At 73.2% G+C, this 14,136-nt stretch carries 1 protein-coding gene (cut by a window edge); it reads right to left on the reverse strand.

Features of this window, described 5'->3' with window-relative positions:
- Nucleotides 1-14,079: the beginning of a hypothetical protein gene (locus CcI49_RS00915; protein ID WP_206745179.1), read on the reverse strand. 21,021 nt of this gene lie to the left of the window's left edge; the window shows 14,079 of its 35,100 coding nt (coding positions 1-14,079); the start codon lies at nucleotides 14,077-14,079; its stop codon lies beyond the left edge, outside the window.
- Between the last annotated feature and the right edge of the window lie 57 nt (nucleotides 14,080-14,136).

Below are 14,136 nucleotides of genomic sequence, written 5' to 3' on the forward strand. Positions count from 1 at the left end.
GCTGGGACGCCTTCCGGCCGCGAGGCCGGCGGTCCGGGAGGTGAAGACCGTGCCCCGCGCGGAGTTCACCAGAACACCCGGCCGGACGGTTCGCGGTTCGTCCACGGGCGGGCCGGGCGTCTCGGTCTGGGGCCGAGTAGGAGCCTCGTTCGGCTGGTCCGCGGTCTGCGGCCGCACCGGAGCCTCGTTCGGCTGGTTCTGGTCCGGGGTGGCTGCGGCGATCAGGGCGTCGTAGTGGCTGTGCCCGTTGTAGAGGAGGTGGATGGCGCTGTCGTCCCCTGGTCCGGCCGCGGGGTTGAGGTCGTAGGCCCGGAGCGGGCCCTGCCACCTGCCGGGTCGTTCGGGTCGGACGACAACGAGGTCGGAGTTGAGGACGTGAGTGGTGATTTCGGGTACCCGGTCGAAGGCCGGTGTCTCCCAGAGCAGCCGGGACCGGATGGACAGGGCTACGAGCTCGCTGACGGAAATGCCTGGTCGCAGGTCGAACCGGCGCAGCTCGGGGGCGAGTCGCAGGAGGCGGTCCCAGGCGGCGCCGAGCGGGTCACCGAGGATCACCGCCCCGGCCCGGGCGCGCAGTGCGGGCCAGGCGTCGTCGTCCCCGGGGTCCGGTACGCGCAGGACGGCCGCGAGGCCGGCGGTGGTGAGCATGTCGAGGAGATCGTTGACGATCGCGGCGTAGCCGCTGGCGTTCAGGTCGTCGAGCTCGGCTCGTAGCGCCGCGCCGCCGGGCCCGGTGAACCACTGGTGGACGAGACCGCGCAGCTCGGGCACCGTCAGGTTGGCGAGGCGGCTGCCCGGGCGCTGGCTGCGGGCGCTGATGATCAGTGCGGTGAAGAAGCAGTCACCGTCGCGGCCGACCGCCCGCGGCCGGAACCTGCGGCCGTCGACCACCATCTCTCCCGAACTGTTCCGGGAGACGGTTCGCCGCCGGGATTCCCGGGCGGTGGCGGCCAGTGGTGGAGGTCCGGGTTGCACCGCGACTTCCGCGGGTGTTTCCGGTGCCGGAGCTGGCTGTGGGATGCCTTCCATCGCGGAGGTGACTCCGGGTACCGGTTCTGGTTCCGGCGCCGACGCCGGTTCCGGTTCCGGCTGCTCATGGGGGATGGAGTTCTCCGGTTGGGGTGCGCTGGCCGATTCGGCCGGTGCCGGGATCTCGGCGGTCACCCCGGTGACTCCTGCCGCGGCCAGCGCCGCTGCCGCCGCCGCTGCCGCCGCCGGCAGGGTTTCCAGCTCGGGAGGGTTCACAGTCGGCTGGTCGGTGGGGAGGGGCGCGGGATTCTCCGGCTGGGGTTCGGCCTGAGGCACAGGAGCAGGAGTCTCTGGCAGCGGAGCAGGAGCTTCTGGCTGGGGGGCCGGGACTTCTGATCCGCCGGTGTGGTCGGTCGGGACAGGCGCGGGATTCTCCGCCTGGGGAACGGGCTGCGGGGCGAGATCCTGCGGCTGCGGCTGCGGGGCAGAAGCCTCGAGCTGCGGCTGCGGCTGCGGCTGCGGTTGCGGCTGCGGCTGCGGAGACAGGGGCTGGGGCTGGGGAGACAAGGGCTGGGGCTGCGGGGCGGTGTCTTCTGGCTGGGGTGCACTGCCGGTCGATTCGGTGACGGGTGCCAGCGGGATCGTGGAGGTCACCGGATCGGTGACCAGCGGGGTGGGTGTGTCCGTGGGAGCTGGCGTGACCGCGGGCACCGGCGGCAGTGGCAGGTCCATCGTCCGCGGCCCGAACCACTGGACGGGCTCACCGTTCTCACCGGGCAGCTCGAAGGTGGTGACGAACCTCGGGTCGAGCGTGGCGGACAGTTCCTCGACGGGAAAGCCGAGCTCGACCGGTACGACGCCGGTGAGGGTCTCCGTCCGCCCGCCGTTGCTCAGCTCGATCGAGATGACGGTGAACCCCTCGTAGTTCGCCGTGGGGTTGACGAACTTCCCGTTTCCCACCACCTTGCCGGTCGAGCTGATGACGTCGGCGCTCCGGCTGCGGTACGCCCCGCCGCCGGCGACGTCGACACTGCCCTGCACGGCCTCGGTGAGATCGCCCTCCAGCCCGACCTGGACGGTCAGGCCGCTCTGCGACCAGTACTGGCGCTGCCGGGACACCTGCGTGGTGGTCTCGTTCACCGGGTTGAGCTCGGCGCCCTCGTCGACGCGCAGCTGGCGCAGATGCATGATCTGCGCGGAGGCCGAGGCGGTGACGTCCGGTGCGGTGGCGCTGTTCAGCAGGCGCGGTGTGGTCAGCGGCTGGCCGCGAGTCATGCCGGGCAGCGAGGTGGCGAGGTTCGCGTTGCTGAAGGTCGCCTTCACGACGTCGCCGACCTTCGCCCAGTTGCCCGCGCCGAAGACGCGCGGGCCGTAGATGTCGAGGGCGCGGTGCAGGCCCGTGGTGTCGGGCAGGCTGCGGACGACGTCGGTGTCGCGCAGGCCGCGGTCCGCCCCGTCGCTCCAGACCCGGGCCGGCGGGGCGGGCGTGCTCCTCGCCGCGCCGTCGGTGTTCACGCTGTCGGTGTTCACGCCGTCGGGCTTCGTCGGGTCGGTCTTCGTCGGGTCGGGGGTGACGGCGGGTGCGGGTGGGAGCGGCTCCGACTCGACCTGTTCGGAGAGCACCTGCAGCCGCGCGCCCGCGTCGTCGATCGAGAGCCGGGGCCGCCGCAGCCGCGGCTTGCGCTCCATCCGGAAGTGGATCAGCACGGGCCCGTCGAACACCGCCCCGGGCGTCTTCGTCTTGATCGACATCGAGGTCCGGGTGGCCACCGAGGCGGTCACCACGTCGTCCCGGCCGGTACCGCCGATGACGGTGCCGCCGACACGCGGCGCGACCGGCAGCCCGCCGCCGGTCGGGTCGATCCTGCTGAGCAGCTGGGTGTTGACCACGTGGCTGCGCGAGCGCCCGAGGGCCGTGATGCCGTCGGTGGTCGCGATGATGCTGGTCTGCTCGGTGCCGGTGTGGAAGGCGGTCTGCGGGGTGTTGCCGACGTGCGCGAGGCCACCGCCGGCCGCCGGCACCGAGGCGGTGATCAGTACCCGTCCGCCCGGCACGGCGACCTCGATCGGGTCGCCGGCGGTCATCGCCCGGAACTCGTACTGGAGCCGGTTCAGCGGCACCTCGGCCTTGATCCGCCCGCGCACCGCGCTCCAGTGCCGGCCGAAGACCTTCCGGCCGGGGGTGTCGACGCCGCGCAGGATGTCGTCCATACCCGCCAGCCGGCCGTCGGGCCGGGCGGGGTTGCCGCGCAGGTCCTGCACGATGTCCGAGGAGCCCAGGCGCTGGCTGTCGCGGATGCGCGCCGGCGGCGCGAACGCCTTGTCGGGGACGCGGTCCACCGGCGGGCCGTTCTCGGCCTTCAGGCGGGTGTCACGCAGCGGGACGATGACGCCGGTGTCGGGCAGGTCGACCGTCCCGGGTGGGCGCCGCAGCCGGAAGCCGAGCCGGCGCAGATCGTAGGTCACCACGAAGCGGACCGGGCCGGTGAACAGCGCCCCGTCCTCGGTGGTCTTCCCCCGGGCGATGGTGCGGCCGCCGCCGTGGCCGGTGTGCGAGGTCGTCGTGTCCCGGTTGTCGGAGCCGGTGACGTTGACCCTGACGTCGCCCAGCCGGAACCGGGCGGCGAAGGGGATGATCCGGCGCCAGCGGTTGTCGACGTTGCCGCCGACGACCTGCGCGGTCTCGGTGCCGCTCTCCATCTCGATGCCGGGCACGGTCTCGCGGTAGCCCAGGTCGCCGACCTCGGCGGCCACCGTCACCCTGCCGCGGACGAACAGGCCGCCCACCTTGGCGCTCACCGTCTCGCCGGCCGACAGCGCGGGAAGCTGCGCCCGCAGCGGGTCGCCGCCGAAACGGCGGTTCAGGCGGCGTTCGTTCGACCGCCAGCGGTAGCCGGCCAGCGGCTGGACGACGCGGGTGATCTCACGCATCACCGCGTGGTCGTCGACGCCGAGCCGGGTCACGACGTCGCTCGGGCTGATGCGGTGCTCGTCGGTCAGGCGTGCCGGCGGCCGGATCTCGGGGCCGGTGGTGGTGGTGGTGCCGGTGGGTTCCTCGGTCAGCTCGATGAGGTTGCCGGTGGGTCGGACCGGCTCCGCGCCGGGGCTGCCCGCGGCCACCTCCGCCTGGTGGGCCGCCACCTGGGCGTCGTAGTTCGCCGGGGTGAGCCGGGACGTCGGCCGGGTGGAGCCGCGGAACAGCAGGCCTTCGCCCAGCGGGATGGTGATCTCGGCTTTCGCCGCGGCCGGAACCGGGACGGTGTTCTTCGCGGCGGCGCCGAAGGTGAAGGTCAGGGCGACACCGCTGTCGTAGATCCCGACCCGGGTGGGGAACCGCCCGCCGACGACCACCTTCCCGGAGCGCAGCATGCGCCAGCCGGTCCGGCGCCGGAACTCCACCCCGCCCAGGCCCTGGACGGTGACCTGCCCGTCGGGCCAGGTGGGGGTGCCACCCACCAGGGAGGTGATCTGCTGGCTCCACCAGTTCAGCCGGCGCCGGGCGATCTGGTTCGTCACGTCGCCCTGCGGCGAGAGTTCCGTCGATGCCGTGCGCCGGAAGGTGGTCGAGGCCAGCGTCGCCCGCGCCTGGATGAACGCGCCGGGCGGAACGGCGCGCTGGTTGAGCTCCGGACCGTCGAGCACCGCCCCCCTGGTCATCGCCGGCAGGCCGGCCATGAGCCGGTCCCGGTCGAACCAGCCGAGCACGTCCTGGCGGATGAGGGTCCAGCTCTGCTCGCCGAAGAAGCGCCGGCCCTCGTCGTCGAGCGCGGCCCGCACCTGCTCCATCCCGTGCAGGTCGCGGACCGTGTCGGTGTCGCGCATGCCGGTTCCGGGCTCGCCGCCCCAGATCCGTTCCGGCGGGATCAGCACATTCCGGCCGGCGACCTGCGTCGGGGGCGCGGTCGCCGGGGGCGCCGCGTCCGCCGCGGACCAGGTGCCCGGCTGGTCGACCGGCCGGGCCTCCGCCGTCTCGATCAGTGCGTCGATCCCCAGGTCGGCCGTGGGGCTCGCGGTGCGCACCGTGCCGACAGCCGGCTGGTGGCTCATCGCGAAGGTGAGCCGGACCCGGCCGCCGAACTTCTGCCCGTCCTTGTCCCTGGTCTTCGTCGTCATGGCGGCCTTGGTGCTCTGGTCGTGCAGCGTGAACGTGTCCCGGCCGACCTGCGCGGTGCCGGTGCCGGCGAGATCGACGGTGCCGTCGATCGTCCCGAGGAACTGCCCACCGGCGGGGACCTGCAGCGCGTCCCCGGTGATGTTCTGGACGGAGGTCGAGTTGTGGTTCTCGATGCCGGCGTTGAACTCCGTCTGGCCGACGGCCCGCTGGTGGGCGAGCTCGACCAGCTCCGCGGAGATCTCCAGATACTCGTTGACGGACTCCAGCCGGACGGGCAGCGGCTGACCGGACATCATGCCCCGCAGGTGCTGCTGGATGCGGTCCAGATCGACCTCGCCGAGGATCTCCTCCTTCACCCGCGGCCACATCCGCCCGTACACCTGGCGCCCGGACTCGTCGAGGCCGTCGAGGAGACCGGCGATGCCGCGGGTGTCGCGCATGAGCCCGTCCGCCGCGGTGAGCGGGTAGAGGTCGAGCACGACGTCGGTGGACCCGAGCCGGTGGTCGCGGGTGACCCGCTCCGGTGGGGCGAAGTGCTTCGTCGGCGGCGGGACGACACCGGTCGCGTCGGGGCTCTCCGCCAGTGGGGTCGCGATCCGCGTCCCGACCTCGAACAGCTCCGGGGGCGGGGCGATCCGGCGTTCCGGAACCCCGGGGACCGACTCGGCAGCCCCCCGCAGGCCGCCCGAACGCAGGTCGATGGTGGCCCGGATGTCCGCGAACCCGTCGTAGAGCGCGGCCGTCTCGACGATCTTCACCTTCGCGACCGTGCGCCCGCCCGAGGACTCCAGCCGGCCGCGCAGCCGGTCCCAGTTCCGCCCGAAGATCCCCGTCCAGGCGAGGTCTGCCCGCGCGGCCCGCAGCGGGAGCGACAGCAGCCACCGCCACCGCCCGTCGTGGAGCTCGCCGCCGATTCCCTGCGACTCGCTCCYGCCCTCGAACTCGAACTTGTCCACGTTCCGGACGTGGTGGAGGTCGCGCACGGTCGCGTCCAGCGTGATCGAGCCCGTCCAGCCCCGCTGGCTGATCATCAGCTTCCGCCGGTCACCCCGGGTCATCCCGGAGAGCCGGCCCTTCACCACGGACGCCCTGGCGAAGTTCTCGACGTCCGGCTGGATCTCCGGCCAGGCGGCCCCCATCGGTTCCTTGAGCTGGCTTTCGAGCCACCGGTAGACGGCGATCTCGCCCGGGTACATGCTGACGACCGAGTCCGAGGCGGCGATCCGCCCGTGCTGGGTGATCCGGTCCGGGGGCCGCGGCGCGGACGGATCCGGCCCGGTGTTGCTCGACGTGTTCCCGGTGAACACTGTCGGTTTCGGCGGGAGCGAGAACGCGGACGCCGCGAGCGACGGGGGCTCCACCGGCCGCGCGGCGGCGCGGCCGGTGACTCTGGGGCTCAGCCCGAGGTAGCGGCCGTCCCGGTGCATCATCCAGATGACCGGACGCCCGTCACCGTCACCGGTGCCGGTGGTGCTGCCGGGGCCGCCGGTGATGAGCCGCGGCGATCCGTGGCGGAGTATGACCCGGATGTCGACGCCGACGACCTCGGCGACGGCCGCCGGGACCGCGGCGCCCAACGCGGTGGTCATCAGCGACGGGTCCATGATGGCCGCCGCGGCCAGCTCGAAGTTGTGGGGCAGCCGGCCGTGCTCGTCGAGAACGGCGTGGACATGCGGGATCAGCCCGCGCAGGGCGACCGGCAGCCACGGCTGCAGGACGAGGAACGCGGTGCGCGGATCCGCCCGCAGCCACGCCCCGAGCCGCGTCCGGGGGGCGGCGTCACCGGGGTTGCCCATGCCCTGGCCCGCCGTCCCGCCCGCGCTCGGCGGTGCCGCCCGCAGGATGACGTCGACCGCGGTGTCGCTCAGCGCGTCGACCAGCAGCGGGACCACGTCCAGGCCACCGCCGGGCGGCGGGAGAGCGCGGAGCTGCGTCACCAGGAACTCCCGCAGCGCCTCGACCCTCGGGACGTCCGACTGCCCGCCCGGAAGCTGGTGGCGCAGGCTCGTCTGCAACGCCTCGACGAACTGGTCCGCGGGCCCGGCCAGTTCCCGCACGACGAAGGACTGGCCGGGCGGCCCGTCGACCACCCGGCCGTTCATCCGGGTCGGCTGCCCGCCGCCGGCCGGCGAGGCGGCGGTCGTCCGCCGCGGCAGCCACGACCACCGCGAGAGGTCGAACCGCGGCCGCGGGAAGGAGAAGGAGAACGTGCCGCGTCCCAGGACCGAGGTGGTCCGCGACGCCGGGCTGGTCGACTCCGTCTCCGGGCGCGGCGTCGGCTCCGGGTCGGTGCCGGCGTCGGTGACGGGGCCGGCGCTTTCGGGCGCGCCGCCGCCCAGCCGGCCGCGCGGCTGGGCGCGCAGCGTCGAGATCACGGTGTCGGTCAGCGTCGTGGCCGGTATCCGCAGGTTCGCCGTCAGGATCCGCAGCTCCCGGTAGGTCGTCAGGATCTCCTCGTCGCTGATCACCCGGTCGACCGGCCGGTCCCGCAGGTCGTCGCGCACCCAGCGCAGCACGTCGACCTCGATGCCACGTGCCGGCGGTACCTCGGCCTGGGGTGGGCTGTCGGTCGCGGTGCTGATCAGGTCCGGGTCCTCGATCGCCGGAGCAGTCGGAAGCGCCGGCGCCGGGTTCTGCGGGGGTGGTGTGGTCAGGGCCTGCGGGAGGCCCTGGGCCTGGGGCACGGTCTGGGGCTGAGGCACGGTCTGCGCCTGAGGCAGGGTCTGCGCCTGAGGCTGAGCTGTGGACAGAGGCTGGGGCTGGGCCGTGGGCTGGGGTGCGGGGACGGTGCCGGGGAACCGCTGGTTGATCCGGTTCTCCACGAGCCGGAGGCTGTCCTGGACAGCGGTGTACTCCGCTGTGCCGTCGTAGCTCGGTGGGGTGTCGTCCCGGAAGGCCGGGAGGGGTGTGTCCGTTCCGTGGGGCTGGAGTGCGTAGAACCGGGCCTGGCCGTCGGGGGCGGAGGTGTCCTCGAAGACGGCGACGGTGGGCAGGTCGAACGCCGGGGCGGAGGGGCTGGGCTGGGTTTCGAGCCTGCCGGTGACGACAGGGGTGGTGCCGCCGGTGCTGGTCGGGGTGTGGATCACCAGCCGGACGCCCAGGAGATCGGCGAGAACGCGCGGCAGAACGTCGCGAGTCCGGTCGCCGGTGATGCTGTCGGCGCCCCGCAGGTCGTTCGCCTCGTCGAGAATCCCGGCATCGCGAGTACCGGCGCCGGCGGTGCCGGGCGGTGCGGCTGATCCGGGCTGGCCGGGCTGGCCGGTGTGGGCGAGGGGGCCGAGGTGGTGCTGGTACAGGTCGGCGAGTCCCGTACGCAGGCCCGCCAGGAACCTCGTCGGAGCGACTGCGAGACTCCGCAGCATCCCCACGAAATCAGACGCGGGATACTGCGCGGCCGCGCTCGCGATGACCGCGGCCAGCAGCTCGTCGACGTCGCTCGGACTCGTGTTCGCGAGCTGCACCGTCCGCGCCGTCGATCCATCCGCCAGCGTGACCAGACTGCCCGGGCCGGGATACACGGGTTCGACCCGGGCGATCTGCTCCGTGCTCCGGGCGCCGTCGAGGAGGTCCCGGACCTCCTCCTGGAACCGGTTGATCCGCTCGTCGTAGCCGGCCTCGCGTTGCGCGCCCCGCTGTGACTCGTCCGGCGTTCTGACCCAGAACTCGACCGCCGACCATGGAACGTCCTGGTCCTGGTTCTGGTTCTGGGCCCGGCCGGTGGATTCGACGATGAGGCGCGCGATGACGTAGGGCGCGGCGGGGGCCGGTGTCCCGCCTGTCCGGACAGCCATCCGGCCGTCCGGGAAACTGTCCACGATGACCACGAGAGCGCCGTCCTGAAGCGCCTTCCTGATGTGGGCGGGCGCCTGGGCGAACGGGTTCACGCTGCGGGTGCCCGTCAGGTTCAGGGCGATCGGCCGGCCGCCGCTCCCGGAGATGACCTGGTGGTGGGGGAGGGCCTCCACCGGAGGCCACTGTTCGACGGGTGTCGGCTCGCGAGGTGTGTCCTTGGCCGGCCGGAGGACGACGGGCATGTTCAGTTCCACCGCCAGCATCACCGGGAACGTGGCCGGGTGGAGGCTGGAATGCGCCACCGGCTCCGGCGTCACGAGCGCGACGCTGGTCGGGGTGCCGGTGGTGGGCATGTTCCGCGCGATGATGGCGGCGAGCGCGGTCGGGGGAATGCGGACGTTGCCCGCCTTGCCGTCGTCCAGCCGCACGGTCGCGGAGAAGAGGCCGCCCCAGAGAACCACCTGGAGGATTCCCGGGATCCGTTCGGGCACCCACCGGATGCCGGGACGATCGGCCCTCGGTGTGGCCAGATTGAGTGCGTACGCGCCGTGCTCGTCGGAGTGGACCTCCATGAGCACGTCGTCGATCGGTGCGCCGAGCCGGTCCCACTGTTCGAAGTCCAGGTTCTGGTAGCTGTCGAAAGTGCTGTCAAAGGTGACCAGCAGGCCCGTCACGCTGTCGCGCACCCGGTCGGGCCGGGCGGTGGTTCCGGTCGGTGACGCGCTCACCGGAATCCAGACGTCGGCCCGGATGTCCTGCAGGTGGGACGCCGCTTCCGCGTTGTGGCCCACGTAGATCAGCAGACCGCCGAGTTTCGACGAGATCTGCCGGGCGATGCCCTCCAGCCTGGTTCGCAGTTCCGGAGCGGGGTCTCGGGAGGCGATCAGCCGGAACGGTCCCGTCGGAGCGGACAGTGCCCGCCCGGCCGGATGCGGGGTGCCGGGGAGCTGCCGAGCCCTGGCCTGCGTCTCCGCGTCGGCCTGGAGCACGGTCACGATCTGCTCCACGGCGAGCGGGACGGAGCCGTCGATCCGCCAGGTGAGCTGCCCCTTTTCGTCGAGATGCACGACGAGCACCGGAAGTTCCGCCGCCCAGTCGAGCGCGCTGTCCCACGCCAGGAGATCCCTGAGCACGTCGTTGGAGTTCGCGCGCGAGCCGAAGAGGTAGGAGCCGTTGTTGTGGGCCCGTGGCCCGTCCTTGAACACCCTGGTCACGTCGGTCAGCAGGGCGTTCTCCCCCACCTGGACGTAGGAGGGGAGTTCGGTCCCGACGCTCGGCGTGACCAGCGTGATCTCCTGCGTGCCCGTGCTGGCGGTGGCGAGGAGCGCGCGGGGGTCCAGCTGCTCGTCGCTGCCGGGGACGTAGCGGTAGGAGAACGGGTCGGCTCCGGCGCCGATCCGGATGATCGGGAGCCGGAGCTCGTTCGCGAGCGCCTGCACATCCTGGTCGAAGACGGCGGCCGGGTCCGGGCGCGCAGGCTGCGATGCCCAGTGTCGACGAGCCCAGTCGGCCGCCTTCGCCATGGGATTCTGGTCGTCGGGGTTCGGCGGCGGCGACCACAGCATCACCATTTCGATCTTCTGTGGCTCGGCCTGCCCCGCCTCGCCTTCCTGCGCCTCGCCCTGCCGCGCCTCGCCGCCTGGTCGGGGTGGCTGGCCCCAGCGTGCCGGCGTGGCCCGGATCCGGGTGATCAGCGTGGGTGTCAGCTCCGGGAGGAGCGGGCGGACGGTGCCGTCGGGGAAGGCGATCCCGAGTTGGCCGTCGGGTAGTACCGGCAGGTCCAGCACGAAGACCGAGGGCGGGTAGGGGAGCTTGCGAGCAGTGATCGGGTGCTGGTTTCCCGCGGTGGGTGAGGCCAGGCCGAAGCCGGGCATCCGGAGCAGCACGGGGGTGCCCGGTGGCCACAGTCGCCGCAGGGTGTCCGTCACCAGTGGTGGCGCGAGCCCCATCGGGCTGTACAGCACCTGCCACTGCGGGTTCTGGTTCGCGCCGCTGCGTGACAGGTAGGAGTCGCCGCCGGGGCGGGTGCCGGGGGCGATCCTGACCCGGGAGGGCGGGGCGAACACGTGCACCCCCGCGGCGGTGCCGACCCGGGCCCAGAAGTCCCGCGTCGCGGTGACCAGATCGCTGCTGACGATGACCAGCGGCTGGCCCTTCTTCCAGCCGTGCTCGCCGAGGAAGGTCGGGACGTCCGCGGCGGGCAGGTTGAACGACGTCCCGTCGAACCGGCCGACGACGAGCATCCGCTCGCCGTCGATCTCCCGGACGATGGCGTCGCGGATCTCGAAACGGTCCGTGCGGGTGGGGATGTTCTCGGGCAGGGGGAACTGACCGCGGCCGCCGGGTTTCAGCATGGTCAGCCCGGCGGGGAGGTCGACGACCGCGGCGTCGGTGCGGCGGCGCGCCTCGCCGGCGACCGAGTTCCATCTGCTGGCGCCGCGATCCCCGGGCCGGCCCAACGCCCGCCAGGTGCCCGGCCCACCCGCGGCGGTGACGAGCCGGGGCCGGCTGCCCTGCGCCGGCCGGCCGCCGGGGCGTTGGAAGGACGGCAGGCTGTTGGGGCCCGGGACCAGGACCTCGACACTGTGGACGTCCGCGAGCCGCCGCAGTTCGGGCTCGGCGCTGCCGAGGCCCTCGGCGACCCAGATTCGCAGGTCCTGGGGGTTGCGCGTCGTCCGCCAGCCGGCGCGGACGAGGGTCGCGCCGATGTCCTTCGTGATCGCCGCGGGGTCTCCGCCGGCGGTGAGCGTGCTGGCGCCGGCGGGCCCGCTCGGCAGGATGACGTCGAAGATGCCGGAGTCCTGCCGCTGCGCCAGCCGCTGCAGGTCGGGCAGGGCCGACAGGTAGGTGCCCAGCGTCATCAGGGCCATCCCGCCGGGCCAGACCACCGGGCCGCCGATCGACGGTTTCAGCCCGCCGTCCTCGTCAGGTGCCAGCCAGGTGGGTGGGGTGACGACTGGTTCGCCGCCGCGCGGCCGGGTCCGGGGAACAGCCGAGAGCCAGCCGCGACGGCCCGGGCTGCCGGTGCCGCCTGGAGCAGTGCCGCCTGGAGCGGTGCGCAGCGCACCGCCGTCCACCCGTGGCCCGGCTCCGGGGTGGGGTGCCCAGATCTCGGTGCGCAGGGCGTCGGCGAACGATCCGAGCTGGCTCTCCAGTGCCGCCAACCGGTCTGGGTTCGTTCCGGATGGTTCCGGCGCGACCCAGATTTGGATCGGGCCACCCCGCCAGCCGGCGGCGTCCAGCAGCTCGCGCAGGCTGCTCACGGTGAGCGCCCGCGCGCTCGGTGCGGCGTGGCCGGCCGGGGCCGGCAGGATGATCTGGCCGTCCGCGCCCCGTGGCAGGAACACGGTGGTCAGGTCGGGCAGGGAGGTGAGACCGGCGGCGAGCTCGGCGGTGTCCGCGGTGAAGATCGTGCGCTGAGCGGCGTCGATGTCGACGCCGGGGTGGACCACCCGTTCCGGAGCCGGCGTGGGGGATCCGGGCGCCGCCGCCTCGGGAACGGCCGTCTCTGGAGCAGCCGCTTCGGGAACGGCCGTCTCGGGAGCGGCCGCCTCGGGTGTGACGGGCGGCGCGGCTACGGAGCCGGAGCCGGAACCGGGAGCAGTCGGCCCGGCAGACGGCTTCTCGGCTGTCAGGTCCGCCGGTGCGCGGACGAGTGCGTCGTACTGCTCCTCACCGTCGTGGTAGAGGTGCAGCGTCCGGCCTGGCCGCGGCATGCTGGGGGCGTTGAGCGGGACGGTGGTCAGACCATCGCCGGGCGCCGGTCTGACGAGGGTCACCGTGAGGTCGAGCGCCTTCGCCGCGAGCTCCGGCACCGGGTCGGAGAACGGTGTCCGCCACATCCGCGGTTCGGCGATCGCCGCCGCGACGAGATCGCTCATCCGCAGGCCCAGCAGGTCGTCGCGGTCGCTCAGCGGCTCCAGTGCGGGGTGTACCTGGAGCAGCCGGGTCCACGCGACGCCGAACGGATGGTCGACGAGCTCGGCGACGGCCATCGCCCGGAGGGCCTGCGGATCGATGTCGTCGTACGTGCCTCCGAGGACCAGTTCCAGGCGTTCGGCGCCGAGGCCCGACACCAGCTCCCCGATGATGTGCTGGTAGCTGCCGCTCTGTGGGTCGTCCAGCAGGTGCCGTGCCGCACTGCCGCCCGGCCCCGTGAGCCATTCGACGAAGGCGCCGCGCGCCTGCCCGCTGGTCGCCGCGCCGAGCGCGGAGCTGGGGAACTGGCTGCGCATGCCGGCGATCAGCGCGTTGAAGAACCGGTCGTCGTCCTGGGTGATGCGCTGCAGCTGGTAGCTGTTCCGATCCACGATCACGCCGTCGTTCCCGGCCCGTTCCACGACCGGTGGCGCGGCTTCGGACGTCCTGTTCTCAGGCTGCGGCCGGGAGCCGGTGACGGTGGTGCCGCCGTGGGCGGGGCCGGCGTCGCTCTGGGCGGGACTGGTGTCGCTCTGGGCGGAGCCGGCGCTGGGGCGGACGGCGCCGGCGGGGCGGACAGGGCCGGCGGGGCGGACGGGGCCGGCGGGGCGGACGGGGCCGGCGGCGGGACCGGGCGTGACGGTTTCGGTGAGCCAGCCGAGGACCTGGCGGCGCTGCGCGGCGGAGGCGGAAGGTGTGTGGCCGTGGGCGGGTGAGCTGGTCGCCTGGGCGCCGCGGCTGCTGGTGCGGATGGTGACCAGGTCGCCGGGCAGGCCGGCGTCGGTGAGGCGGGCGGTGATGAGGATGGTGAGGACCTGCGCGGTGGCGACGGCGCGCTGGTTGCCGTTGGTGACGGCACGGCGGGGGAGGAAGGGGATGCCGTTGGCCCCGCCTTCCAGGTGCAGGGTGAGGGGTGGTTGCCCGGCGTCGGCGCGGCGGATGGCTTCGGCGGCGATCTGCTCGGCGAAGCCGGCCAGCTGCGCCCACTGGTCGGGGGTGAGGTCGGCGGCGGTGAAGGTGAGGACGCCCTCGCCGAGGTCGAGCGTGAGCTGGATCTGCTCCCAGGCCTGACGGGCGTCGCTGTGATCCCCGGGCGCGCCGCCGCCCAGCCGGCCGCGTGGCTGGGCGCGCAGCGTCGAGATCACGGTGTCGGTCAGCGTTGTGGCCGGTATCCGCAGGTTCGTCGTCAGGATCCGCAGCTCCCGGTAGGTCGTCAGGATCTCGTCGTCGCTGATCACTCGGTTGACTGGCCGGTCCCGCAGGTCGTCGCGCACCCAGCGCAGCACGTCGACCTCGATGCCACGTGCCGGCGGTACCTCGGCCTGGGGTGGGCTGTCGGTCGC

This window comes from Frankia sp. CcI49, from assembly GCF_001983215.1.
In the GTDB taxonomy this organism is placed as follows: Bacteria; Actinomycetota; Actinomycetes; order Frankiales; family Frankiaceae; genus Parafrankia; species Parafrankia irregularis.